Below are 26,509 nucleotides of genomic sequence, written 5' to 3' on the forward strand. Positions count from 1 at the left end.
ACTCGTATTAGGTAGGAGGGGATTTTCATGAAAACAGGTACAATTAAGCAAATATTATTGTTGACAGATGGTTGTTCGAATCATGGTGAAGACCCAGTAGCAATGGCTGCATTAGCGGCTGAACAAGGGATCACAGTCAATGTTATTGGCATTGTAGGACGTGAAACAGAGAATCCAAGAGGGCTGGAAGAAATTGATCACATTGCTTTATCTGGTGGTGGAATTAGTCAGATCGTTTACAAAACACAGCTATCTCATACGGTTCAGATGGTAACTCGCCAAGCAATGACACAAACATTGCAGGGAGTGGTAAATCAGCAATTAAAGAAAATATTAAGCAGTGACGTTGAAATAGAATCTTTACCTCCTGAAAAACGTGGTGAAGTGATGGAGGTAGTGGAGGAGTTAGGGGAAACATCTAATTTAGAGGTGTTGATTTTAGTAGATATGAGTGCAAGTATGCAAGATAAATTGCCAACAGTGAAAGAAGCATTGCTAGATCTTTCGTTAAGTATGAATGCCAGAATGGGCAACAATCTATTTTCGCTATATATATTTCCCGGGAAAAGAAAAGAGGTCGAGCAGCTTTTGGATTGGACACCGAAGCTAGAATCATTAACTTCATTGTTTTCAAAGCTATCCACTGGAGGGTTAACACCGACAGGCCCTGCTATTCGTGAAGCCATCTCACAATTTAAGCAAAAACGGAATGAAAAAGGCTGGTTGCCGCATGATGATGAATACTTCGAAGAATCAATTTAGTTTGCCGAGAGGGGCGGTGATCCGTGGGAAGTGGCATAAGCAAACGTATGTTATTGAGCGTGAGTTAGGGCGGGGAGCGACTGGTACTGTTTTTTTAGTGAAAGGTAAAGAAGGATCGCTTGCTTTAAAGTTGAGTAGTCAACTTTCAATTACATCTGAAATGAACGTGCTGAAGGCATTTAATAAGGTCCAGGGGTCTTCCCTCGGGCCTTATTTGGTCGATGAGGATGATTGGGAAGCGAGTGATAAAACATATCCTTTTTACGTGATGGAATATGTTCAAGGACCGACTCTTTCTTCATTCATTGAGAAAAAAGGCAGTTCGTGGATTGGTGTATTGCTTTTGCAGTTGCTTGAGAATTTACAAGCACTCCATCAAGAAGGGTGGATATTTGGTGATCTTAAGCCAGATAATTTAATTGTGGCTGGGCCACCTTTTCGTCTCCGTTGTATCGATGTAGGTGGCACGACAAAGCAAGGGAGAGCAGTGAAGGAATATACGGAATTTTTTGATAGAGGATATTGGGGAGCAGGTTCGCGAACAGCGGATCCATCCTACGATATATTTGCTACGGCTATGGTAGCTGTTAACCTTATGTATCCAAATCGATTTAATAAAGATGAACATGGAGTGAAAGGAGTGATTGCCCGTATTAAGCAGAAAAAGGAGCTGAAGCCTTATGCACCTGTATTGATTCATGCTCTCCAAGGTGATTATTCATCAGCGCAACAAATGAGAGCGGACTTGATGGCAGCATTAAGCCCAGGACTTGTTCGCAATGACCCAGTGAAAAGAGCGACGGGTATGAGATATACAGCGGGAAGAGCAGCTATAACAAGGAAGCGGCGTATAAGGCAGCATTTCAAAGCAACAGCTGCTATTTTAACGATCACATTCTTGTATGCCCTTTATGTTTTTCTTGAATTATTGTAGTGGAAAATGATTTTAAGAAATTGTTTTTCCCTTTATAAAAGTGATAGTATAGTCATAAATATAAAAGGATCGAGAAGAGGAAATTATGCTGGCGTTTGAAGAGCAGATGAAACGATTTATAAAACGGCATCAATTAATTGAAAAAGGTGATAAGGTAGCTGTCGGTGTGTCTGGCGGACCTGATTCTTTAGCGTTACTGTCTTATTTATCCAACAATCGTGACGTGCTTGAGATCGAAGTATATGCTCTCCATTTAGATCATATGTTCAGAGGGGAAGAATCCTACTCTGAACTACAGTTTGTTGAAAGCTTTTGTGACAAGCATGCTATCGGTTGCTATGCCAAACAGGTGAATGTTTCAGCTGTGATGGAAAAACGGTCAACAGGATTGCAAGAAACAGCCCGTGAGGCTCGTTACCAGTTTTTTCAAGAAGGGATGCGGAAGCTCTCCGCCAACAAATTGGCTCTGGCTCATCACGGAGATGATCAAATAGAGACGGTTTTAATGCAGTTGGTGAAAGGAGCAAGCGCAAGAACAGGAATTCCAGTGCGACGCCCTTTTGCAGAGGGGGAAGTCATTCGGCCGATGCTTTTTTCAACGAAAGAAATGATTGAACAGTACTGTTTAGCTGAAGGGCTTGAGCCAAGGAGAGATCCAAGCAACGATAAATTAGATTACACACGGAATCGTTTCCGTCATCAAGTTCTTCCTTTTTTCAAAAAAGAAAATCCAAAAGTGCATGAACATTTTCAACGATTTAGCGAGGAATTGAAGGAGGATGACCAGTTTTTAAATGAATTAACAGAAGCAAATATGCATAAAGTATGGGAAAAAGAAGGGGCCAGTGTAAAAGTGCAAATCAATGCGTTTATAGCGGTGCCTATGCCTTTACAAAGAAGAGCGATTCATCTAATATTAAATTATCTTTACAAAGGTAAAATAGCGTTTTCCTTCATACATATTCAACAAATTCTTCAGTTGCTAAAAGGGGCATCTCCATCTGGAAGCTTAGACCTTCCTCATGGGTTGAAAGTTCGCCGTGAGTATCAGCAATGTATTTTCAGTTTTGAACAGGAACGAAAGAAAGAATATGGGCTTGCATTACAGGTTGGAGAATGTGTCACTTGGCCGTTTGGCGGCGAGTTTATGCTAACTGCTGAGGCATCTAAATCTACGGATAGAGATCACTGTTTCATTCTCGATCCGCATTCGATTAAGCTTCCACTGTATGTACGCACGAGAAAGCAAGGAGACAAAATTTCACCAAAAGGGATGGATGGCTCGAAAAAGCTGAAGCGTTTATTTATTGATGAGAAAGTTCCCAAAATGAAACGAGATCAGTGGCCGATTATCACTGATCGCGATGGTGAAGTGCTATGGGTACCGGGGTTAAAGAAGTCCAAGTATGAGGCTGAAGTTACTGGCCATCATGTCACTTTAATTTATATAAGCAATCATCTGCTAGGAGGATAACACATTGTTAAACCAAGATATTGAGCAAATATTGATTTCTGAAGAAGAAATTCAGAAGAAGATTAAAGAGTTAGGTAGCCAACTCACCGAAGAATATAAAGATAAGTTCCCTCTTGTCATCGGTGTGCTGAAAGGTGCTATGCCATTTATGTCTGACTTGTTAAAGAGAGTGGACACGTATTTAGAAATGGATTTCATGGATGTTTCTAGTTATGGAAGTTCGACCGTTTCATCTGGAGAAGTAAAGATCGTGAAAGATCTAGATACTTCAGTTGAAGGGAGAGATATTCTCATTATTGAGGACATCATCGACAGCGGTTTAACGTTAAGCTATCTTGTGGAGCTTTTCCGTTACCGTAAAGCGAAATCCATCAAAATTGTGACGCTTTTAGACAAGCCAACAGGACGTAAAGCGAAGATCAAAGCGGATATTGTAGGCTTTAACGTGCCAGATGCTTTTGTAGTAGGCTACGGACTTGATTATGATGAAAAATACCGCAACCTTCCATATATCGGAGTGTTGAAGCCTGAAGTGTATACAAAAAAGGAAGAGCAATAAGAGGGTTGATTGGATCAGATGAAATTGCTAAGCAACATACCAAATAGTTGTAATGCCAAGTTTTTCTATGATAGTATTGAATACAGTATTTTTTATCGTGGGAGGAGGTAAAGGATGAACCGAATATTTCGTTATACCATATTTTACTTACTAGTATTTCTCGTTATTATTGGGGTTGTTAGTTATTTCAATAACAGTAATGAACCGAATAAAAATATAACGTATGATCAATTTGTTTCAAGTCTTGAAAAAGATGAAGTAGCATCGTTTACAATGCAACCAGAGAGAGGCGTTTATGCCGTTCGTGGTCAGTTTAAAGGAGCAAAAGAAGGAGAGTACTTCCTTACTTATGTGATGAATAGTGATTCGATGTTAAATCGAGTGGACCAAGCTGCTAAAGACTCAAAAGTAGAAGTGCTTCCGGCTAAAGAAACGAGCGGTTGGGTCTCTTTCTTCACAACGATTATTCCGTTTTTAATTATTTTCTTGCTCTTTTTCTTCTTGTTGAACCAAGCGCAAGGTGGCGGTAGCCGAGTGATGAACTTCGGTAAGAGCAAGGCGCGCTTGTACAATGATGAAAAGAAAAAAGTCCGTTTTAAAGACGTGGCTGGAGCGGATGAAGAGAAGCAAGAGCTTGTTGAGGTTGTCGAGTTCTTAAAGGACCCTCGTAAGTTCTCTGAATTAGGTGCTAGAATTCCAAAAGGTGTCCTATTAGTGGGACCTCCTGGTACAGGTAAAACACTTCTTGCGCGAGCAGCTGCTGGGGAAGCGGGTGTACCGTTCTTCACAATCAGTGGTTCTGACTTCGTAGAAATGTTTGTCGGTGTCGGTGCTTCTCGTGTGCGAGATCTCTTTGAAAACGCGAAGAAGAATGCGCCATGTATGATTTTTATTGATGAAATTGATGCGGTTGGTCGTCAGCGTGGCGCGGGTCTTGGCGGTGGTCATGATGAGCGTGAACAAACGTTGAACCAGTTGCTTGTTGAGATGGATGGATTTAGTGCCAATGAGGGAATTATCATCATTGCTGCAACAAACCGCCCAGATATTTTAGATCCCGCTTTATTGCGTCCAGGCCGTTTTGACCGTCAAATTACAGTTGATCGTCCGGATGTTACAGGTCGTGAAGCCGTTCTTCGTGTTCATGCGCGAAACAAACCGCTTGATGGGTCAGTGGACTTAAAAGCAATCGCGATGAGAACGCCAGGATTTTCAGGCGCCGATCTTGAAAACTTGTTGAACGAGGCTGCACTTGTAGCGGCTCGTCGAAACAAGAAAAAAGTCGACATGAGTGATATTGATGAAGCGACAGATCGAGTCATTGCTGGACCAGCTAAGAAAAGTCGTGTCATTTCCGAAAAAGAAAGAAAAATTGTTGCTTTCCATGAAGCGGGACATACCGTTATTGGTTTAGTGCTTGATGAAGCAGAAATGGTTCATAAAGTAACGATCGTTCCTCGTGGTCAAGCCGGTGGATACGCTGTGATGCTTCCGAAAGAAGATCGCTATTTTATGACAAAACCAGAGTTGCTTGATAAGATTACAGGCTTACTTGGTGGACGCGTAGCAGAGGATATCGTTTTTGGCGAAGTGTCAACAGGAGCACATAATGACTTCCAGCGTGCAACGGGTATCGCTCGTCGCATGGTGACAGAGTTCGGTATGAGCGATAAGCTTGGTCCGCTACAGTTTGGCCAAACGTCTGGTGGTCAAGTGTTCCTAGGCCGTGACTTTAATAACGAACAAAATTATTCAGACAAGATTGCTTATGAAATCGATCTTGAGATTCAACATATTATTAAAAATTGTTATGAGCGCGCGAAAGAAATTTTAACAGAGAATCGTGATAAGCTAGATGTCATTGCGAACACACTTCTTGACGTTGAAACGTTAGATGCCGCTCAAATTAAACATCTTGCCGATCATGGAACTTTACCTGAAAGCAAGTTTCCTGGTCTAGAACTTTCAGATGCACGAGGAAATGATCAATTAAAAGTAAACGTGCAGAAAAAAGAGGAACCAGCTCAAACGGAAGATACAGCAGGATCTGAAGAAAAGCCGGTCACTCCAATAAATAAAGATGATGAGCTGAAAAGCTAAATGAAAAAGACGTCGATGTTATGTGATCGACGTCTTTTTTTTTCAAAAAAAGAGACCAATTGGCATAGGTGTGTCATAGTGATGATTAGGCCCATATGTGGTATGATGAATGGCAGCAAATAAAAAGTTTATATGGTGTGGTGAGAAAAGTTGATATTTGTTTTGGATGTAGGGAATACAAATACTGTGTTAGGTGTGTATGAAAATGATGTATTAAAATATCATTGGCGCATTGAAACAAATCGAAATAAAACAGAGGACGAATACGGCATGGTTATTAAGAATCTGTTTGAGCATGAAGGTCTTACTTTTTCACAAATTGATGGGATGATTATTTCCTCAGTTGTGCCGCCGATTATGTTTTCTCTTGAGAAAATGTGTCAAAAATATTTTAACATCAAGCCGCTTATTGTTGGTCCTGGAATCAAAACAGGATTGAATATTAAATATGAAAATCCTCGCGAAGTTGGTGCTGATCGGATTGTCAATGCGGTAGCTGGTATTCATGAATACGGCAGTCCGCTTATCATTGTCGATTTTGGTACGGCAACAACCTACTGTTATATTGACGAAGATGGACATTATATGGGGGGAGCGATTGCCCCTGGGGTTAATATTTCGACAGAAGCCTTGTATTCAAGAGCGGCTAAGCTTCCTCGGATTGAAATTGCAAGACCTGATCATATTGTAGGAAAAAATACTGTGGCGGCGATGCAGGCAGGTATTTTATTTGGATATGTCGGCCAAGTTGACGGGATTGTTAGCCGTATGAAGGCACAAAGCCAAAAGAATCCAACTGTCATTGCTACAGGCGGCTTAGCGCCTTTAATTGCTGAAGAATCAACCAGCATCGATGTTGTAGATCCGTTTTTAACTTTAAAAGGTCTTTGCCTTATTTATAAGCGAAACATTGGATGAAGAAGGAAGTGTTTAGATGAAGGACTATTTAGTAAAAGCTTTAGCCTACGACGGGCAAATGCGTGCGTATGCAGCTAACACAACAGAAACCGTCGGTGAAGCACAAAGAAGGCATTACACTTGGCCAACAGCATCCGCAGCGCTTGGTCGGACAATCACAGCAAGTGTGATGATGGGATCTATGCTGAAAGGTGAAGAAAAGCTTACGATTAAAGTGCAAGGTGGCGGACCGATTGGGGCTATACTTGTTGACGCCGATGCAAAAGGTGCAGTTCGAGGTTATGTGACGAATCCACAAACTCACTTTGACTTAAATCAACACGGTAAGTTAGATGTTCGTCGTGCAGTCGGAACAGATGGGATGCTTTCCGTCGTGAAAGATATTGGGCTTCGTGATCATTTCACAGGTCAGACACCGATCGTTTCCGGTGAAATAGGAGAAGATTTTACTTACTATTTCGCTGTGTCTGAACAAGTACCTTCTTCTGTCGGTGTAGGTGTGCTTGTCAATCCGGACAATTCGATTTTAGCCGCTGGTGGTTTTATCATTCAAATTATGCCGGGGGCAACGGATGAAACGATCACTCATATCGAAGAAAAGATTACAAACATGACCCCTATTTCTAAGCTTATTGAACAAGGTTTAACTCCAGAAGAAATTCTTTTCTGCATTTTAGGAGAAGAGAATGTAAAGATTTTAGAGAAGATGCCAGTAAGTTTTGAATGTACTTGTTCAAAAGAACGTTTTAGCAATGCCATTATTGGTCTTGGGAAAACAGAAATTGAAGAGATGATTGCTGAAGAAGGACAGGCAGAGGCTCAATGCCATTTCTGTAATGAAACGTATTTATTTACCGAGAATGAACTAAAAGAAATGAAGAAAAAGACTCATTAATCCTTTATTACATCTAACAAGAAAAACCTGACAAGACCATTTTGTTTTGCGGGTTTTTTTGTAATAATTGAGAATTCAAAGGATAAAAAGATTGACTTTTCTCAAAAAAACTGGTAAAGTCTATATAACCAATAAAAATACTCGGTATTGAGGTGGAGAAAATGGTACGTATAGCAAATTCAGTAGCTGAATTAGTCGGTCAGACGCCAATTGTGAAGTTAAATCATGTGGTAGATGAAAATAGTGCAGATGTTTATTTGAAGCTTGAATATATGAACCCGGGCAGCAGTGTTAAGGACCGTATTGCTTTAGCAATGATTGAAGCGGCAGAAGAAAAAGGCGGTTTAGAAAAAGGAGGCACAATCATCGAGCCAACGAGTGGCAACACAGGTATTGGACTCGCAATGATTGCTGCAGCGAAAGGATACCGTGCGATTCTTGTTATGCCTGAAACGATGAGTATGGAGCGTCGTAACTTGCTTCGTGCATATGGAGCAGAACTCGTGCTGACACCAGGCGCTGAAGGTATGGGGGGAGCCATTCGCAAGGCAAAAGAACTCGCAGAAGAGCATGGGTATTTTATGCCGCAACAATTTGAAAATGAAGCCAACCCTGAAATCCATCGCCGGACTACAGGGAAAGAAATTATTGAACAAATGGATCAGCTAGATGCTTTCGTTTCTGGAATTGGAACAGGTGGAACAATTACCGGAGCGGGTCAAGTGTTAAGAGAAAAGTTCAAAGATATTAAGATTTATGCAGTAGAGCCAGCAGATTCACCAGTTTTATCCGGTGGCAAGCCAGGCCCGCATAAAATTCAAGGAATCGGTGCTGGATTCGTGCCGAAAGTATTGGATACAGCCGTATATGATGAAATTATTAAAATAGAAAATGAAGAAGCGTTTGATATAGCTCGTAAAGTAGCGCGTGAAGAAGGTATCTTAGGTGGTATTTCTTCAGGAGCAGCTATTTCTGCCGCTCTACAAGTAGCAGCCAAGCTGGGAAAAGGCAAAAAAGTATTGGCGATTATTCCAAGTAACGGAGAGCGTTACTTAAGTACGCCACTCTATCAGTTTGATGAAGAGTAATAATAAAAGAAAACAGGCTGAAAATCAGTCTGTTTTTTCTTTTTGCTCCATTTCTTTGGTAAAATAAAAAAAGATTAAAAAGCGGAAGGAGCTTTTTGGAATCATGAAAATTAAAGCGGGAGCGCATCTTTTAGATTTTAATCAAAAGACATATATTATGGGGATTTTAAACGCCACTCCTGATTCTTTTTCAGATGGCGGTTTGTTTCATCTCGTTGACAATGCCGTCACTCATGCGAAAGAGATGGTCGCTTCAGGAGCGGATTTGATTGATATCGGTGGGGAATCTACCCGCCCGGGGCATGTTCCTGTTCCGCTCGAACAAGAGCTTGAACGAGTCTTACCTGTTATTAAAGCGGTGGCTTCTGAAATGCCTGTTCCTTTATCGATTGATACGTATAAAGCGGAAACAGCTCGTCAGTCAATCGAAGCAGGTGCCCATATCATTAATGATGTGTGGGGAGCGAAGAAAGATCCTGAAATTGCGGCGGTAGCAGCGGAGAAAAAAGTACCCATTATTTTAATGCATAATCGTGAACAAATGGATTATGGAGTGTTCATAAGAGATGTATTAGCAGACTTATATGAAAGCATTAATATTGCGGTCAAAGCTGGTGTAGAGAAGGATCAGATTATTCTTGACCCTGGAATTGGCTTTGCTAAGACTATGGATCAAAACTTAGAGATGCTTAGTCAATTGGATAAGGTCGCAGCTTTAGGATTTCCTGTACTATTAGGTACTTCACGAAAAAGAATCATCGGTCATATTCTCGATCTTCCAGCAGAAGAAAGGATGGAAGGAACGGGAGCGACTTGTTGTTTTGGTATTCAAAAAGGTTGTGGAATATTAAGAGTGCACGATGTTAAGCCAATTAGTCGCATGGCGAAAATGATGGATGCCTTAATAGGGAAGGGGTGAAAATATGGACAAGATCTATGTAACGGGTATGGAGTTTTACGGATATCATGGAGTTTTTCCTGAAGAGAATAAGCTTGGGCAACGCTTTCGAGTAGATGCTACTTTAGATGTGTCGCTACAACAAGCAGGGGAAACGGACCAATTGGAATACACAGTGAACTACGCAGAGGTTTATCAAATTTGCAAAGATATCACAGAAGGTCCACCATTGAAGCTAGTGGAGAGTATCGCTGAGAAAATAGCGGCGGCTCTTTTGAATAAACTTTCAGCTGTTCAAGCTTGTACGATTAAAGTGATTAAACCTGATCCCCCGATCCCCGGACATTATCAGCATGTAGCGGTGGAAATAACGAGAAAAAGATAGAAGGATGAGCTATGGAAAATAAAGCTTATTTATCGCTCGGTACGAATTTAGGCGACAGAATTGAGAATTTACAAGCCGCATTGACAAGTCTTCGGAACGAGGAGCATATTACCATTGAAAGACTTTCCTCTATTTATGAAACAGACCCAGTAGGATATACCGAACAAGCTAGTTTTTTAAATATGGCGATAAAAATTCGCACGTCTTTAAGTGCAGAAGAACTGTTAGAAAAATGCCTTTCTATTGAGTCGCAGCTTGGTCGAATAAGAGAAATCAAATGGGGACCAAGAACAATAGATCTTGACATTTTATTATATAATCAAGACAATATTGAATCAGAGAAACTAATTGTTCCGCATCCTAGAATGCATGAACGTGCTTTTGTGCTTATACCGTTATTAGAGATAGATTCAACAATATGCTTTCCAGGCACACGTATGACGCTTGAAGAACTGAGTGATAGTATTCAAGGGAAAGAAGGTGTTCAGCTTTGGAGACAGATCAATGGGGTCGACGTATCCGAGCCTTTAGGAAATTGAAAGGTTTTACCCAGGAAGAGCTTGCTCATCAAATAGGTATACCTGTATCTGCGTTAGGAGATGTAGAAAGAGGATATCGTCCTATTACTGAAAAGCTACTCCAGCAAATAGCTGAAGCGCTTCAAGTTCAAGTAGATGAGCTAAGCCCGCCGGATAAATAAATAGAAAGGTGATTTAAATATGCTGAAAATCGGAAATATCGAAATGAAAAATCCGGTTGTTCTTGCTCCGATGGCAGGTGTGTGTAACTCTGCTTTTCGATTGACAGTAAAAGAGTTTGGTGCAGGTTTAGTTTGTGCTGAAATGGTCAGTGATAAAGGTATTGTCTTGCAAAATGAAAAAACATTAGAAATGCTTTACATTGATGAGCGAGAAAAGCCGCTCAGCCTACAAATCTTCGGTGGGGAAAGAGAATCTCTCGTTCAAGCAGCGAGCTTTGTCGATAAGAACACCAATGCAGACATTATTGATATTAATATGGGATGTCCTGTACCTAAAATTACGAAGTGTGATGCAGGCGCCAAATGGCTGCTTGACCCAAATAAAATTTACGAGATGGTTTCGGCTGTCACGGATGCTGTTAGTAAGCCGGTCACAGTAAAAATGCGCATGGGGTGGGATGAAGACCATATTTATGCAATAGAAAATGCCCGAGCGGTAGAAAGGGCAGGAGGACAAGCGGTTGCCCTTCATGGACGTACTCGTGTGCAAATGTATGAGGGTCATGCCAACTGGGATATTATTAAAGAAGTAAAACAAGCGGTCAACATTCCGGTTATTGGAAATGGTGATGTTGAAACCCCTCAAGATGCAAAGCGTATGTTGGAGGAAACGGGTGTTGATGGTGTCATGATCGGTCGCGCGGCACTTGGAAATCCATGGATGATTTACCGTACCGTTCATTATTTAGAAACAGGCGAACTGATGGGTGAACCAACTGCTCGAGAAAAAATAGATGTATGCTTACTGCACTTAGATCGATTGATTGAGTTGAAAAATGAATTTATTGCTGTACGTGAGATGAGAAAACATGCTGCCTGGTACTTAAAAGGTATTCGCGGCAACGCTCATGTACGTAAAGAGATTAACTTATGTGATACAAGAGAAGAACTTGTGAACTTGCTGTCCGGTTTTGTTCAGGACGTCGAAGAGAAAGAAGCATCTAGTCAAGTTGGATAAAGCGCAGGGCGATCATAGATAGAGGAGTGAACCAAATGAGTCACGAAGATTTAAATGACCAATTGTTAGTCAGAAGAGAGAAAATGCAAGCTTTAAGAGAAAAAGGAATGGATCCGTTCGGTAAACGATTTGAACGCACTCATTCTGCGGAATCCATTATTTCCGAATTTGATCAATTTTCTAAAGAAGAGCTTGAAGAGAAAGAAGCAACGGTGAAAATCGCTGGACGTGTGATGACAAAGCGTGGAAAAGGAAAAGCTGGATTTGCGCATGTGAAAGATCTTTCTGGCCAGATTCAAATCTATGTTCGTAAAGACGCTATTGGAGAAGAAGCATACGAAGTCTTCAATATGACGGATTTAGGAGACATTGTAGGTGTAACTGGAACAGTCTTCAAAACAAAAGTAGGAGAGCTTTCAATTAAAGTGACTCATTATGAGTACTTAACAAAAGCTTTGCGTCCTCTTCCAGATAAATTTCATGGATTGAAAGATGTAGAACAACGTTACCGTCAACGCTATTTAGACTTAATTACAAGTCCGGAGAGTCAACAAACTTTCGTTGCTCGCAGTCGTATTATTCAGTCTATGAGACGCTATTTAGATGAACAAGGCTATTTAGAAGTGGAGACGCCAATGATGCATTCGATTGCAGGTGGTGCTTCGGCTCGTCCATTCATTACTCACCATAACGCTCTTGATATGGAACTTTATATGCGTATTGCGATCGAGCTTCATTTAAAACGTTTGATCGTTGGCGGTATGGAGAAAGTATATGAAATCGGTCGCGTATTCCGTAATGAGGGGGTTTCTACACGCCATAATCCGGAATTTACAATGATCGAACTGTATGAAGCTTATGCAGATTATCAGGATATCATGCGCTTAACAGAAAATTTAATTGCTCATATTGCAGAAGAAGTGTTAGGTACTACTACAGTGCCATACGGGGAGCATGAAGTTAACCTGAAACCTCAATGGCGTCGTTATCATATGGTTGATGCAGTTAAAGAATACACGGGCGTTGACTTTTGGAAAGAAATGACTGATGAAGAAGCTCGTCAATTAGCGAAGGAACATGGCATTGAGTACAAAGAAACGATGCAGTATGGTCACATCGTCAATGAATTTTTCGAACAAAAGGTAGAAGAAAAGCTAATACAGCCTACTTTTATTTATGGACACCCAGTCGAGATTTCTCCTTTAGCGAAGAAAAATGACGAAGACCCTCGTTTTACTGATCGTTTTGAGCTGTTTATTGTGGGACGTGAGCATGCGAATGCATTTACAGAATTAAATGATCCAATTGATCAAAGGGAACGTTTTGAAGCTCAGTTAAAAGAGCGTGAACAAGGGAATGATGAAGCGCACGAAATGGATGATGACTTCATAGAAGCACTTGAATACGGACTTCCTCCTACAGGTGGTCTTGGAATCGGTGTGGATCGACTAGTTATGTTATTAACAAACTCTCCTTCTATTCGTGACGTTTTACTGTTTCCGTTAATGAGACATAAAGAATAGTGTGTGAAAAGGACTGCCTTGTGGCGGTCTTTTTTTCTTTGAAACGTTACAAAGATAAGTTTGTATATCATTCTATTAAAAAAGTGAAAAAAGTGCTTGCATCGACTCTTCAGAGATGGTATATTTATATTCGTTGCTAACGACGACATCAAGTTTTAAGAAAAACTTCAAAAAAGTTGTTGACAACAAAATGATAACTTGTTATGATAATAAAGTCGCTAAAAACGGCAACAAGTTGAAATTGATCTTTGAAAACTGAACAAAATAAACGTCAACGTTAATTCAAATAGCGAAGGTATCATGTAAATGGTGACCTAAGCAGGACGAAAAACATGAGCAAGTCAAACATCTTTTTGGAGAGTTTGATCCTGGCTCAGGACGAACGCTGGCGGCGTGCCTAATACATGCAAGTCGAGCGAACTTGATGGAAGCTTGCTTCTATTCAAGTTAGCGGCGGACGGGTGAGTAACACGTGGGTAACCTGCCTGTAAGACTGGGATAACTCCGGGAAACCGGGGCTAATACCGGATAAGTTCTTTCTCCGCATGGAGAAAGATTGAAAGACGGTTTCGGCTGTCACTTACAGATGGACCCGCGGCGCATTAGCTAGTTGGTGAGGTAACGGCTCACCAAGGCGACGATGCGTAGCCGACCTGAGAGGGTGATCGGCCACACTGGGACTGAGACACGGCCCAGACTCCTACGGGAGGCAGCAGTAGGGAATCTTCCGCAATGGACGAAAGTCTGACGGAGCAACGCCGCGTGAGTGAAGAAGGTTTTCGGATCGTAAAGCTCTGTTGTTAGGGAAGAACAAGTATCGGAGTAACTGCCGGTACCTTGACGGTACCTAACCAGAAAGCCACGGCTAACTACGTGCCAGCAGCCGCGGTAATACGTAGGTGGCAAGCGTTGTCCGGAATTATTGGGCGTAAAGCGCGCGCAGGCGGTCTTTTAAGTCTGATGTGAAAGCCCACGGCTCAACCGTGGAGGGTCATTGGAAACTGGAAGACTTGAGTGCAGAAGAGAAGAGCGGAATTCCACGTGTAGCGGTGAAATGCGTAGAGATGTGGAGGAACACCAGTGGCGAAGGCGGCTCTTTGGTCTGTAACTGACGCTGAGGCGCGAAAGCGTGGGGAGCAAACAGGATTAGATACCCTGGTAGTCCACGCCGTAAACGATGAGTGCTAAGTGTTGGAGGGTTTCCGCCCTTCAGTGCTGCAGCTAACGCATTAAGCACTCCGCCTGGGGAGTACGGCCGCAAGGCTGAAACTCAAAGGAATTGACGGGGGCCCGCACAAGCGGTGGAGCATGTGGTTTAATTCGAAGCAACGCGAAGAACCTTACCAGGTCTTGACATCCTCTGACAACTCTGGAGACAGAGCGTTCCCCTTCGGGGGACAGAGTGACAGGTGGTGCATGGTTGTCGTCAGCTCGTGTCGTGAGATGTTGGGTTAAGTCCCGCAACGAGCGCAACCCTTGATCTTAGTTGCCAGCATTTAGTTGGGCACTCTAAGGTGACTGCCGGTGACAAACCGGAGGAAGGTGGGGATGACGTCAAATCATCATGCCCCTTATGACCTGGGCTACACACGTGCTACAATGGATGGTACAAAGGGCTGCAAGACCGCGAGGTTTAGCCAATCCCATAAAACCATTCTCAGTTCGGATTGTAGGCTGCAACTCGCCTACATGAAGCCGGAATCGCTAGTAATCGCGGATCAGCATGCCGCGGTGAATACGTTCCCGGGCCTTGTACACACCGCCCGTCACACCACGAGAGTTTGCAACACCCGAAGTCGGTGGGGTAACCCTTACGGGAGCCAGCCGCCTAAGGTGGGGCAGATGATTGGGGTGAAGTCGTAACAAGGTAGCCGTATCGGAAGGTGCGGCTGGATCACCTCCTTTCTAAGGAAATTAACGGAAAGTAAGAACGCTGTTCTTACTCAAATTAACGACGCGTTTTATTTTGTTCAGTTTTGAAGGATGAATTCCTTCTATTTACTTGTTCTTTGAAAACTGGATAATATCGTATAAAGTAACCAAGCAATAACCGAGTAATCGCCATTTTAGGTTAAGTTAGAAAGGGCGCACGGTGGATGCCTTGGCACTAGGAGCCGACGAAGGACGGGACTAACTCCGATATGCTCTGGGGAGCTGTAAGTAAGCATTGATCCAGAGATTTCCGAATGGGGAAACCCACTGTTCGTAATGGAACAGTATCTCTGTCTGAATACATAGGACAGTTGAAGGCACACCCGGGGAACTGAAACATCTAAGTACCTGGAGGAAGAGAAAGCAAATGCGATTCCCTGAGTAGCGGCGAGCGAAACGGGAACAGCCCAAACCAGAAGGCTTGCCTTCTGGGGTTGTAGGACACTCTACACGGAGTTACAAAAGAACGGGATAGGCGAAGAGGTCTGGAAAGGCCCATCAGAGAAGGTAACAATCCTGTAGCCGAAATTTCGTTCTCTCCAGAGTGGATCCTGAGTACGGCGGAACACGTGAAATTCCGTCGGAATCCGGGAGGACCATCTCCCAAGGCTAAATACTCCCTAGTGACCGATAGTGAACCAGTACCGTGAGGGAAAGGTGAAAAGCACCCCGGAAGGGGAGTGAAAAAGATCCTGAAACCGTGTGCCTACAAGTAGTTAGAGCCCGTTAATGGGTGATAGCGTGCCTTTTGTAGAATGAACCGGCGAGTTACGATTTCATGCAAGGTTAAGCCAAAAAGGCGGAGCCGCAGCGAAAGCGAGTCTGAATAGGGCGAATGAGTATGAGGTCGTAGACCCGAAACCAGGTGATCTACCCATGTCCAGGGTGAAGGTAAGGTAACACTTACTGGAGGCCCGAACCCACGCACGTTGAAAAGTGCGGGGATGAGGTGTGGGTAGCGGTGAAATTCCAATCGAACCTGGAGATAGCTGGTTCTCTCCGAAATAGCTTTAGGGCTAGCCTCAAGGGAAGAGTCTTGGAGGTAGAGCACTGTTTGGACTAGGGGCCCCCATCGGGTTACCGAATTCAGACAAACTCCGAATGCCAAAGACTTATCCTTGGGAGTCAGACTGCGAGTGATAAGATCCGTAGTCAAGAGGGAAACAGCCCAGACCACCAGCTAAGGTCCCAAAGTATACGTTAAGTGGAAAAGGATGTGGAGTTGCTTAGACAACCAGGATGTTGGCTTAGAAGCAGCCACCATTTAAAGAGTGCGTAATAGCTCACTGGTCGAGTGACTCTGCGCCGAAAATGTACCGGGGCTAAACGTATCACCGAAGCTGTGGATTGACATCTTTGATGTCAGTGGTAGGAGAGCGTTCTAAGGGCGGTGAAGCTAGACCGTAAGGACTAGTGGAGCGCTTAGAAGTGAGAATGCCGGTATGAGTAGCGAAAGAAGGGTGAGAATCCCTTCCACCGAATGCCTAAGGTTTCCTGAGGAAGGCTCGTCCTCTCAGGGTTAGTCGGGACCTAAGCCGAGGCCGATAGGCGTAGGCGATGGATAACAGGTTGATATTCCTGTACCACCTATTTACCATTTGAGCAATGGGGGGACGCAGGAGGATAGGGTAAGCGCGCGAATGGAAATGCGCGTCCAAGCAGTTAGGCCGATGACGAGGCAAATCCCGTCATCATCAAGGCGGAGCTGTGACGGCGAGGGAAATATAGTACCGAAGTTCCTGATTCCACACTGCCAAGAAAAGCCTCTAGCGAGGTAAAAGGTGCCCGTACCGCAAACCGACACAGGTAGGCGAGGAGAGAATCCTAAGGTGAGCGAGTGAACTCTCGTTAAGGAACTCGGCAAAATGACCCCGTAACTTCGGGAGAAGGGGTGCTCTTTGGGGTGAATAGCCCCGAGGAGCCGCAGTGAATAGGCCCAGGCGACTGTTTAGCAAAAACACAGGTCTCTGCGAAGCCGCAAGGCGAAGTATAGGGGCTGACGCCTGCCCGGTGCTGGAAGGTTAAGGGGAGCGCTTAGCAATAGCGAAGGTGTGAACCGAAGCCCCAGTAAACGGCGGCCGTAACTATAACGGTCCTAAGGTAGCGAAATTCCTTGTCGGGTAAGTTCCGACCCGCACGAAAGGCGTAACGATCTGGGCACTGTCTCAACGAGAGACTCGGTGAAATTATAGTACCTGTGAAGATGCAGGTTACCCGCGACAGGACGGAAAGACCCCGTGGAGCTTTACTGTAGCCTGATATTGAATTTTGGCACAGCTTGTACAGGATAGGTAGGAGCCTTTGAAGCGTGAGCGCCAGCTTACGTGGAGGCGTTGGTGGGATACTACCCTGGCTGTGTTGAACTTCTAACCCGCACCCCTGATCGGGGTGGGAGACAGTGTCAGGCGGGCAGTTTGACTGGGGCGGTCGCCTCCTAAAAAGTAACGGAGGCGCCCAAAGGTTCCCTCAGAATGGTTGGAAATCATTCGCAGAGTGTAAAGGCACAAGGGAGCTTGACTGCGAGACCTACAAGTCGAGCAGGGACGAAAGTCGGGCTTAGTGATCCGGTGGTTCCGCATGGAAGGGCCATCGCTCAACGGATAAAAGCTACCCCGGGGATAACAGGCTTATCTCCCCCAAGAGTCCACATCGACGGGGAGGTTTGGCACCTCGATGTCGGCTCATCGCATCCTGGGGCTGTAGTCGGTCCCAAGGGTTGGGCTGTTCGCCCATTAAAGCGGTACGCGAGCTGGGTTCAGAACGTCGTGAGACAGTTCGGTCCCTATCCGTCGCGGGCGCAGGAAATTTGAGAGGAGCTGTCCTTAGTACGAGAGGACCGGGATGGACGCACCGCTGGTGTACCAGTTGTCTTGCCAAAGGCATCGCTGGGTAGCTATGTGCGGACGGGATAAGTGCTGAAAGCATCTAAGCATGAAGCCCCCCTCAAGATGAGATTTCCCATAGCGCAAGCTAGTAAGATCCCTGAAAGATGATCAGGTAGATAGGTTCGAGGTGGAAGCGTGGCGACACGTGGAGCTGACGAATACTAATCGATCGAGGACTTTTCCTAGGCGATTTGTACGGTTACAATACTTATTATCCAGTTTTGAAAGAACAATTCTTTCAAACTTCATAGTCTGGTGGCGATAGCGAAGAGGTCACACCCGTTCCCATACCGAACACGGAAGTTAAGCTCTTCAGCGCCGATGGTAGTTGGGGGTTTCCCCCTGTGAGAGTAGGACGTTGCCAGGCGAAACATGGAGGATTAGCTCAGCTGGGAGAGCACCTGCCTTACAAGCAGGGGGTCGGCGGTTCGATCCCGTCATCCTCCATCATTAATTTTTTGATGAGCCGGTGTAGCTCAACTGGTAGAGCAACTGACTTGTAATCAGTAGGTTGGGGGTTCAAGTCCTCTTGCCGGCACCATCTTTAAATCATATTGTTTTGAGCCATTAGCTCAGTTGGTAGAGCATCTGACTTTTAATCAGAGGGTCGAAGGTTCGAGTCCTTCATGGCTCATTTTTGCGGGTGTGGCGGAATTGGCAGACGCACCAGACTTAGGATCTGGCGCCGCGAGGCGTGGGGGTTCGACTCCCTTCACCCGCATCATAATTAAGCGGAAGTAGTTCAGTGGTAGAACACCACCTTGCCAAGGTGGGGGTCGCGGGTTCGAATCCCGTCTTCCGCTCCATAAAAGTGCCGGGGTGGCGGAACTGGCAGACGCACAGGACTTAAAATCCTGCGGTAGGTGACTACCGTACCGGTTCGATTCCGGTCCTCGGCACCACTTTTATGCGCCCGTAGCTCAATTGGATAGAGCGTTTGACTACGGATCAAAAGGTTAGGGGTTCGACTCCTCTCGGGCGCGCCATATTTTTACGGGAAGTAGCTCAGCTTGGTAGAGCACTTGGTTTGGGACCAAGGGGTCGCAGGTTCGAATCCTGTCTTCCCGACCATTCAAATATTTTAAAAAAATCATAAGGGGCCTTAGCTCAGCTGGGAGAGCGCCTGCTTTGCACGCAGGAGGTCAGCGGTTCGATCCCGCTAGGCTCCACCAATAAATATTTTTATTATTGACATCTACTATGAATGATGTTAATATAATTAAAGTCTTAAAAGAAAATTGATCTTTGAAAACTGAACAAAATAAACGTCAACGTTAATTCAAATAGCGAAGGCATCATGTAAATGGTGACCTAAGCAGGACAAAAAACATGAGCAAGTCAAACATCTTTTTGGAGAGTTTGATCCTGGCTCAGGACGAACGCTGGCGGCGTGCCTAATACATGCAAGTCGAGCGGACTTGATGGGAGCTTGCTTCCATTCAAGTTAGCGGCGGACGGGTGAGTAACACGTGGGTAACCTGCCTGTAAGACTGGGATAACTCCGGGAAACCGGGGCTAATACCGGATAAGTTCTTTCTCCGCATGGAGAAAGATTGAAAGACGGTTTCGGCTGTCACTTACAGATGGACCCGCGGCGCATTAGCTAGTTGGTGAGGTAACGGCTCACCAAGGCGACGATGCGTAGCCGACCTGAGAGGGTGATCGGCCACACTGGGACTGAGACACGGCCCAGACTCCTACGGGAGGCAGCAGTAGGGAATCTTCCGCAATGGACGAAAGTCTGACGGAGCAACGCCGCGTGAGTGAAGAAGGTTTTCGGATCGTAAAGCTCTGTTGTTAGGGAAGAACAAGTATCGGAGTAACTGCCGGTACCTTGACGGTACCTAACCAGAAAGCCACGGCTAACTACGTGCCAGCAGCCGCGGTAATACGTAGGTGGCAAGCGTTGTCCGGAATTATTGGGCGTAAAGCGCGCGCAGGCGGTCTTTTAAGTCTGATGTGAAAGCCCACGGCTCAACCGTGGAGGGTCATTGGAAACTGGAAGACTTGAGTGCAGAAGAGAAGAGCGGAATTCCACGTGTAGCGGTGAAATGCGTAGAGATGTGGAGGAACACCAGTGGCGAAGGCGGCTCTTTGGTCTGTAACTGACGCTGAGGCGCGAAAGCGTGGGGAGCAAACAGGATTAGATACCCTGGTAGTCCACGCCGTAAACGATGAGTGCTAAGTGTTGGAGGGTTTCCGCCCTTCAGTGCTGCAGCTAACGCATTAAGCACTCCGCCTGGGGAGTACGGCCGCAAGGCTGAAACTCAAAGGAATTGACGGGGGCCCGCACAAGCGGTGGAGCATGTGGTTTAATTCGAAGCAACGCGAAGAACCTTACCAGGTCTTGACATCCTCTGACAACTCTGGAGACAGAGCGTTCCCCTTCGGGGGACAGAGTGACAGGTGGTGCATGGTTGTCGTCAGCTCGTGTCGTGAGATGTTGGGTTAAGTCCCGCAACGAGCGCAACCCTTGATCTTAGTTGCCAGCATTTAGTTGGGCACTCTAAGGTGACTGCCGGTGACAAACCGGAGGAAGGTGGGGATGACGTCAAATCATCATGCCCCTTATGACCTGGGCTACACACGTGCTACAATGGATGGTACAAAGGGCTGCAAGACCGCGAGGTTTAGCCAATCCCATAAAACCATTCTCAGTTCGGATTGTAGGCTGCAACTCGCCTACATGAAGCCGGAATCGCTAGTAATCGCGGATCAGCATGCCGCGGTGAATACGTTCCCGGGCCTTGTACACACCGCCCGTCACACCACGAGAGTTTGCAACACCCGAAGTCGGTGGGGTAACCCTTACGGGAGCCAGCCGCCTAAGGTGGGGCAGATGATTGGGGTGAAGTCGTAACAAGGTAGCCGTATCGGAAGGTGCGGCTGGATCACCTCCTTTCTAAGGAAATTAACGGAAAGTAAGAACGCTGTTCTTACTCAAATTAACGACGCGTTTTATTTTGTTCAGTTTTGAAGGATGAATTCCTTCTATTTACTTGTTCTTTGAAAACTGGATAATATCGTATAAAGTAACCAAGCAATAACCGAGTAATCGCCATTTTAGGTTAAGTTAGAAAGGGCGCACGGTGGATGCCTTGGCACTAGGAGCCGACGAAGGACGGGACTAACTCCGATATGCTCTGGGGAGCTGTAAGTAAGCATTGATCCAGAGATTTCCGAATGGGGAAACCCACTGTTCGTAATGGAACAGTATCTCTGTCTGAATACATAGGACAGTTGAAGGCACACCCGGGGAACTGAAACATCTAAGTACCTGGAGGAAGAGAAAGCAAATGCGATTCCCTGAGTAGCGGCGAGCGAAACGGGAACAGCCCAAACCAGAAGGCTTGCCTTCTGGGGTTGTAGGACACTCTACACGGAGTTACAAAAGAACGGGATAGGCGAAGAGGTCTGGAAAGGCCCATCAGAGAAGGTAACAATCCTGTAGCCGAAATTTCGTTCTCTCCAGAGTGGATCCTGAGTACGGCGGAACACGTGAAATTCCGTCGGAATCCGGGAGGACCATCTCCCAAGGCTAAATACTCCCTAGTGACCGATAGTGAACCAGTACCGTGAGGGAAAGGTGAAAAGCACCCCGGAAGGGGAGTGAAAAAGATCCTGAAACCGTGTGCCTACAAGTAGTTAGAGCCCGTTAATGGGTGATAGCGTGCCTTTTGTAGAATGAACCGGCGAGTTACGATTTCATGCAAGGTTAAGCCAAAAAGGCGGAGCCGCAGCGAAAGCGAGTCTGAATAGGGCGAATGAGTATGAGGTCGTAGACCCGAAACCAGGTGATCTACCCATGTCCAGGGTGAAGGTAAGGTAACACTTACTGGAGGCCCGAACCCACGCACGTTGAAAAGTGCGGGGATGAGGTGTGGGTAGCGGTGAAATTCCAATCGAACCTGGAGATAGCTGGTTCTCTCCGAAATAGCTTTAGGGCTAGCCTCAAGGGAAGAGTCTTGGAGGTAGAGCACTGTTTGGACTAGGGGCCCCCATCGGGTTACCGAATTCAGACAAACTCCGAATGCCAAAGACTTATCCTTGGGAGTCAGACTGCGAGTGATAAGATCCGTAGTCAAGAGGGAAACAGCCCAGACCACCAGCTAAGGTCCCAAAGTATACGTTAAGTGGAAAAGGATGTGGAGTTGCTTAGACAACCAGGATGTTGGCTTAGAAGCAGCCACCATTTAAAGAGTGCGTAATAGCTCACTGGTCGAGTGACTCTGCGCCGAAAATGTACCGGGGCTAAACGTATCACCGAAGCTGTGGATTGACATCTTTGATGTCAGTGGTAGGAGAGCGTTCTAAGGGCGGTGAAGCTAGACCGTAAGGACTAGTGGAGCGCTTAGAAGTGAGAATGCCGGTATGAGTAGCGAAAGAAGGGTGAGAATCCCTTCCACCGAATGCCTAAGGTTTCCTGAGGAAGGCTCGTCCTCTCAGGGTTAGTCGGGACCTAAGCCGAGGCCGATAGGCGTAGGCGATGGATAACAGGTTGATATTCCTGTACCACCTATTTACCATTTGAGCAATGGGGGGACGCAGGAGGATAGGGTAAGCGCGCGAATGGAAATGCGCGTCCAAGCAGTTAGGCCGATGACGAGGCAAATCCCGTCATCATCAAGGCGGAGCTGTGACGGCGAGGGAAATATAGTACCGAAGTTCCTGATTCCACACTGCCAAGAAAAGCCTCTAGCGAGGTAAAAGGTGCCCGTACCGCAAACCGACACAGGTAGGCGAGGAGAGAATCCTAAGGTGAGCGAGTGAACTCTCGTTAAGGAACTCGGCAAAATGACCCCGTAACTTCGGGAGAAGGGGTGCTCTTTGGGGTGAATAGCCCCGAGGAGCCGCAGTGAATAGGCCCAGGCGACTGTTTAGCAAAAACACAGGTCTCTGCGAAGCCGCAAGGCGAAGTATAGGGGCTGACGCCTGCCCGGTGCTGGAAGGTTAAGGGGAGCGCTTAGCAATAGCGAAGGTGTGAACCGAAGCCCCAGTAAACGGCGGCCGTAACTATAACGGTCCTAAGGTAGCGAAATTCCTTGTCGGGTAAGTTCCGACCCGCACGAAAGGCGTAACGATCTGGGCACTGTCTCAACGAGAGACTCGGTGAAATTATAGTACCTGTGAAGATGCAGGTTACCCGCGACAGGACGGAAAGACCCCGTGGAGCTTTACTGTAGCCTGATATTGAATTTTGGCACAGCTTGTACAGGATAGGTAGGAGCCTTTGAAGCGTGAGCGCCAGCTTACGTGGAGGCGTTGGTGGGATACTACCCTGGCTGTGTTGAACTTCTAACCCGCACCCCTGATCGGGGTGGGAGACAGTGTCAGGCGGGCAGTTTGACTGGGGCGGTCGCCTCCTAAAAAGTAACGGAGGCGCCCAAAGGTTCCCTCAGAATGGTTGGAAATCATTCGCAGAGTGTAAAGGCACAAGGGAGCTTGACTGCGAGACCTACAAGTCGAGCAGGGACGAAAGTCGGGCTTAGTGATCCGGTGGTTCCGCATGGAAGGGCCATCGCTCAACGGATAAAAGCTACCCCGGGGATAACAGGCTTATCTCCCCCAAGAGTCCACATCGACGGGGAGGTTTGGCACCTCGATGTCGGCTCATCGCATCCTGGGGCTGTAGTCGGTCCCAAGGGTTGGGCTGTTCGCCCATTAAAGCGGTACGCGAGCTGGGTTCAGAACGTCGTGAGACAGTTCGGTCCCTATCCGTCGCGGGCGCAGGAAATTTGAGAGGAGCTGTCCTTAGTACGAGAGGACCGGGATGGACGCACCGCTGGTGTACCAGTTGTCTTGCCAAAGGCATCGCTGGGTAGCTATGTGCGGACGGGATAAGTGCTGAAAGCATCTAAGCATGAAGCCCCCCTCAAGATGAGATTTCCCATAGCGCAAGCTAGTAAGATCCCTGAAAGATGATCAGGTAGATAGGTTCGAGGTGGAAGCGTGGCGACACGTGGAGCTGACGAATACTAATCGATCGAGGACTTTTCCTAGGCGATTTGTACGGTTACAATACTTATTATCCAGTTTTGAAAGAACAATTCTTTCAAACTTCATAGTCTGGTGGCGATAGCGAAGAGGTCACACCCGTTCCCATACCGAACACGGAAGTTAAGCTCTTCAGCGCCGATGGTAGTTGGGGGTTTCCCCCTGTGAGAGTAGGACGTTGCCAGGCACCAATAAAAAGAACAGCTCAGGCTGTTCTTTTTGTTTTAGAAAAATATAGTAACAGGGATTCTTTACGATAAATTCGTTTATACTAATCTATACATATAAATTGCCATAGACAAACTTCATCATGTATAATTAACGTCAAATATAGTCAAAGTCAGAAAAGGAGGAGGTATTGGTGCGAAATATATCTGATATCATTGAAGAATATTTAAAAAGAGTGTTAGAAACAAGCGGCAGTGAAATAGTAGAAATAAAAAGAAATGAAATCGCTGATAAATTCCAATGTGTTCCCTCGCAAATTAATTACGTCATTAATACTCGCTTCACTATTGAAAGAGGATATATTGTTGAAAGTAAAAGAGGTGGGGGAGGATATATTCGAATTATTAAAGTGCAAGTTCATGATCAACAAGATTTAATTGATCAAATAATTGCACTTGTTGGGAAGCGGATTTCACAGTCGAATGCCGATGATATTATTTATCGCTTAGTGGAAGAAGAAATTATCTCAAATCGAGAAGCGAAAATCATGATGAGTGTGATGGACCGTTCTGTTTTATATATTGATCTGCCTGATCGGGATGAACTTCGAGCAAGAATGATGATAGCTATGTTAATGACCTTGAAATATAAATAAAGGGGGAAGCTGTTTTGGTTTGCCAAGAGTGTAAAGAAAGACCGGCTACTTTGCATTTTACTAAAACAATAAATGGTGAAAAAACGGAATCGCACTTATGTGAAAGGTGTGCACAGGAAAAAGGGGAACAATATATGATTAGCGGTCATCCTCAATTTTCTATTAATAATTTATTTAGCGGCTTGTTTAATCTCGATTCCCTTTTTTCATCAAAACCTGCTCAATACCCGCAAGAAAAGCCATTAAAATGTGATCATTGTCAAGTAACCTTTCAGCAATTCGTTAATATGGGTAAGTTTGGATGCCCTCATTGTTATGAAGCATTTAGTGAACAGTTAGGGCCAATTTTAAAAAGACTTCAAAATGGTAATAATGTACATGTAGGGAAGATTCCTGAAAGAATGGGTGGTGCTCTTCATTTAAAAAAAGAAATAGAAGTTCTTAAAGAAGAGCTTCAGCATTTGATCATGCATGAAGAGTTTGAACAGGCAGCTGAAATAAGAGACAAAATTCGCTCTCTCGAAAAAAATTTACACTTTGAAGGAGGAGAGTCTTCATGTCTCTAGAAAGATTTATTAATCAGGCTGTTAGCTCATGGATGAGTAGTGAAGGTCCTCATTCTGATATTGTGTTAAGTTCAAGAATTCGGCTAGCTAGGAATTTGGCACAATATAAATTTCCTACCTTTTTAACAGCTGAAGAAGCAATGGAGATGACTGAGGAAATTGCGAAGGTTGTACAATCTTACTCTTCTATGGAACTACTAACAATGGAAAGTTTGTCTTCCTTGGAAAAAAGGGTATTAGTAGAGAAACATTTAATTAGCCCTCTACTAGCAGATTCGTCTCCTTATGGGGCAGTCCTTCTCTCTGAAATGGAAGACATTAGTGTAATGATTAATGAGGAAGATCATATTCGAATCCAATGCTTATCACCCGGCTTACAACTAAAAGAAACGCTAGAAAAAGCGAATGCAATTGACGATGCGATTGAAGAACAAGTGCCATTTGCTTTTGATGAGCAGAGAGGCTATTTAACAAGCTGTCCGACTAATGTTGGAACGGGTTTAAGAGCATCGGTGATGATGCATCTTCCTGGTTTAATGTTAACCCAACAAATTAGTCGAATTATTCCCGCGATTAATCAATTGGGATTAGTTGTTAGAGGAATTTATGGTGAAGGTAGCGAAGTGTTAGGGAATATATTTCAAATTTCTAACCAGCTTACACTTGGGAAATCCGAAGCTGATATTGTGGAAGACTTATTGAGTGTAGTTCATCAGCTGATTGTACAAGAACAATCAGCAAGAGAGATGTTAATGAGCACCTCTGCTATCCGTTTGGAAGATAAAGTTTTTCGGTCATACGGCGTTTTAACGAATGGTCGTATTATTGAAACAAAGGAAGCAGCTCAATGCCTTTCCGATGTGAGACTTGGAATTGATACTGGATATATTAAACATATTTCCAAAAGCATTTTAAATGAGTTGATGATTTTAACACAACCGGGCTTTTTACAACAATATGCGGGTGGAGCACTCGATCCAGAAGAAAGAGATGTTAGACGAGCGGCTCTCATTCGCGAGCGGCTGAAAATGGAAGAAAATTGTTGATGTAAAGGA

General features: G+C 45.0%; 17 protein-coding genes, 9 tRNA genes and 6 rRNA genes. All 32 read left to right on the forward strand.

The genetic code is table 11. The features are described 5' to 3' along the window. The first annotated feature begins 27 nt into the window (after positions 1–27). The 32 genes from WDJ61_RS00380 (at position 28) to WDJ61_RS00535 (ending at position 26,500) form a co-directional block, all read left to right on the forward strand. Positions 28–762: a hypothetical protein gene (locus WDJ61_RS00380; RefSeq protein ID WP_338752556.1), complete on the forward strand. Its 735-nt coding sequence runs from the start codon at positions 28–30 to the stop codon at positions 760–762. Next, positions 731–1,696: a protein kinase domain-containing protein gene (locus WDJ61_RS00385; RefSeq protein ID WP_338752558.1), complete on the forward strand. Its 966-nt coding sequence runs from the start codon at positions 731–733 to the stop codon at positions 1,694–1,696. Before WDJ61_RS00380 ends, WDJ61_RS00385 begins: the two co-directional genes overlap by 32 nt. An 85-nt stretch (positions 1,697–1,781) precedes the next feature. Beyond that, positions 1,782–3,170 carry a tRNA lysidine(34) synthetase TilS gene (gene tilS / locus WDJ61_RS00390; RefSeq protein ID WP_338752560.1) on the forward strand — a complete coding sequence of 463 codons (1,389 nt, stop codon included), beginning with the start codon at positions 1,782–1,784 and terminating at the stop codon, positions 3,168–3,170. A gap of 4 nt (positions 3,171–3,174) precedes the next feature. Then, the gene (gene hpt, locus WDJ61_RS00395) at positions 3,175–3,729 is read left to right on the forward strand and encodes a hypoxanthine phosphoribosyltransferase (protein WP_338752562.1); all 555 of its coding nucleotides are present in this window, start codon (positions 3,175–3,177) and stop codon (positions 3,727–3,729) included. Between the two features lie 114 nt (positions 3,730–3,843). Then, entirely contained in the window at positions 3,844–5,829 is a 1,986-nt protein-coding gene (gene ftsH, locus WDJ61_RS00400) for an ATP-dependent zinc metalloprotease FtsH (RefSeq protein WP_338752564.1), read from the forward strand. Between the two features lie 150 nt (positions 5,830–5,979). Continuing rightward, positions 5,980–6,747 carry a type III pantothenate kinase gene (locus WDJ61_RS00405; RefSeq protein WP_338752566.1) on the forward strand — a complete coding sequence of 256 codons (768 nt, stop codon included), beginning with the start codon at positions 5,980–5,982 and terminating at the stop codon, positions 6,745–6,747. 16 nt (positions 6,748–6,763) lie between these two features. After that, positions 6,764–7,642 (forward strand): Hsp33 family molecular chaperone HslO, encoded by an 879-nt coding sequence (hslO, locus tag WDJ61_RS00410; RefSeq protein WP_338752568.1) that lies wholly within the window; start codon positions 6,764–6,766, stop codon positions 7,640–7,642. Between the two features lie 161 nt (positions 7,643–7,803). Further along, on the forward strand, positions 7,804–8,730 hold the full coding sequence (cysK, locus tag WDJ61_RS00415; protein WP_338752570.1) for a cysteine synthase A: 927 nt from the start codon (positions 7,804–7,806) through the stop codon (positions 8,728–8,730). A gap of 103 nt (positions 8,731–8,833) precedes the next feature. Further along, positions 8,834–9,649, forward strand: a complete 816-nt coding sequence (gene folP, locus WDJ61_RS00420) for a dihydropteroate synthase (protein ID WP_338752572.1) — start codon at positions 8,834–8,836, stop codon at positions 9,647–9,649. Positions 9,650–9,653: 4 nt separating this feature from the next. After that, positions 9,654–10,013 (forward strand): dihydroneopterin aldolase, encoded by a 360-nt coding sequence (folB, locus tag WDJ61_RS00425; RefSeq protein WP_338752574.1) that lies wholly within the window; start codon positions 9,654–9,656, stop codon positions 10,011–10,013. Between the two features lie 11 nt (positions 10,014–10,024). Next, a complete protein-coding gene (gene folK, locus WDJ61_RS00430) occupies positions 10,025–10,552 on the forward strand; it encodes a 2-amino-4-hydroxy-6-hydroxymethyldihydropteridine diphosphokinase (RefSeq protein ID WP_338752576.1) in 528 nt (175 codons plus the stop codon). Next, positions 10,504–10,713, forward strand: coding sequence for a helix-turn-helix transcriptional regulator (locus WDJ61_RS00435; protein ID WP_338752578.1), 210 nt, complete (start codon positions 10,504–10,506; stop codon positions 10,711–10,713). Before folK ends, WDJ61_RS00435 begins: the two co-directional genes overlap by 49 nt. Positions 10,714–10,732: 19 nt before the next feature. Beyond that, positions 10,733–11,731, forward strand: a complete 999-nt coding sequence (gene dusB, locus WDJ61_RS00440) for a tRNA dihydrouridine synthase DusB (RefSeq protein WP_338752580.1) — start codon at positions 10,733–10,735, stop codon at positions 11,729–11,731. A gap of 35 nt (positions 11,732–11,766) precedes the next feature. Continuing rightward, positions 11,767–13,254: a lysine--tRNA ligase gene (gene lysS, locus WDJ61_RS00445; RefSeq protein ID WP_338752582.1), complete on the forward strand. Its 1,488-nt coding sequence runs from the start codon at positions 11,767–11,769 to the stop codon at positions 13,252–13,254. A gap of 350 nt (positions 13,255–13,604) precedes the next feature. Next, positions 13,605–15,159: ribosomal RNA gene (locus WDJ61_RS00450) — 16S ribosomal RNA — on the forward strand. A gap of 164 nt (positions 15,160–15,323) precedes the next feature. After that, positions 15,324–18,256, forward strand: a 23S ribosomal RNA gene (locus WDJ61_RS00455). A 66-nt stretch (positions 18,257–18,322) separates the two neighbouring features. Then, positions 18,323–18,438: ribosomal RNA gene (rrf, locus tag WDJ61_RS00460) — 5S ribosomal RNA — on the forward strand. Positions 18,439–18,445: 7 nt separating this feature from the next. Continuing rightward, positions 18,446–18,518, forward strand: a tRNA-Val gene (locus tag WDJ61_RS00465). Positions 18,519–18,536: 18 nt separating this feature from the next. After that, positions 18,537–18,612 (forward strand) — tRNA-Thr (locus WDJ61_RS00470). 20 nt (positions 18,613–18,632) lie between these two features. Then, positions 18,633–18,705, forward strand: a tRNA-Lys gene (locus WDJ61_RS00475). 5 nt (positions 18,706–18,710) lie between these two features. Then, a tRNA-Leu gene (locus WDJ61_RS00480) sits at positions 18,711–18,792 on the forward strand. Between the two features lie 10 nt (positions 18,793–18,802). Beyond that, positions 18,803–18,877: transfer RNA gene (locus tag WDJ61_RS00485), tRNA-Gly, on the forward strand. Positions 18,878–18,884: 7 nt separating this feature from the next. Continuing rightward, positions 18,885–18,973, forward strand: a tRNA-Leu gene (locus WDJ61_RS00490). Between the two features lie 7 nt (positions 18,974–18,980). Further along, positions 18,981–19,057, forward strand: a tRNA-Arg gene (locus WDJ61_RS00495). 8 nt (positions 19,058–19,065) lie between these two features. Then, positions 19,066–19,142: transfer RNA gene (locus WDJ61_RS00500), tRNA-Pro, on the forward strand. Positions 19,143–19,167: 25 nt separating this feature from the next. Next, positions 19,168–19,243 (forward strand) — tRNA-Ala (locus tag WDJ61_RS00505). 175 nt (positions 19,244–19,418) lie between these two features. Beyond that, positions 19,419–20,973: ribosomal RNA gene (locus WDJ61_RS00510) — 16S ribosomal RNA — on the forward strand. A 164-nt stretch (positions 20,974–21,137) separates the two neighbouring features. After that, positions 21,138–24,070: ribosomal RNA gene (locus WDJ61_RS00515) — 23S ribosomal RNA — on the forward strand. A gap of 66 nt (positions 24,071–24,136) precedes the next feature. After that, positions 24,137–24,252 (forward strand): 5S ribosomal RNA (gene rrf / locus WDJ61_RS00520). Together the 16S, 23S and 5S rRNA genes with 9 tRNA genes alongside form the textbook arrangement of a ribosomal RNA operon. A gap of 171 nt (positions 24,253–24,423) precedes the next feature. Next, the gene (locus WDJ61_RS00525; protein WP_413789036.1) at positions 24,424–24,888 is read left to right on the forward strand and encodes a CtsR family transcriptional regulator; all 465 of its coding nucleotides are present in this window, start codon (positions 24,424–24,426) and stop codon (positions 24,886–24,888) included. 14 nt (positions 24,889–24,902) lie between these two features. After that, on the forward strand, positions 24,903–25,454 hold the full coding sequence (locus WDJ61_RS00530) for a UvrB/UvrC motif-containing protein (RefSeq protein WP_338752585.1): 552 nt from the start codon (positions 24,903–24,905) through the stop codon (positions 25,452–25,454). Beyond that, positions 25,445–26,500, forward strand: coding sequence for a protein arginine kinase (locus tag WDJ61_RS00535; RefSeq protein WP_338752586.1), 1,056 nt, complete (start codon positions 25,445–25,447; stop codon positions 26,498–26,500). Before WDJ61_RS00530 ends, WDJ61_RS00535 begins: the two co-directional genes overlap by 10 nt. Positions 26,501–26,509 lie beyond the last annotated feature (9 nt).

The organism is Bacillus sp. FJAT-52991, assembly GCF_037201805.1.
Taxonomy (GTDB): Bacteria; Bacillota; Bacilli; order Bacillales; family Domibacillaceae; genus Bacillus_CE; species Bacillus_CE kandeliae.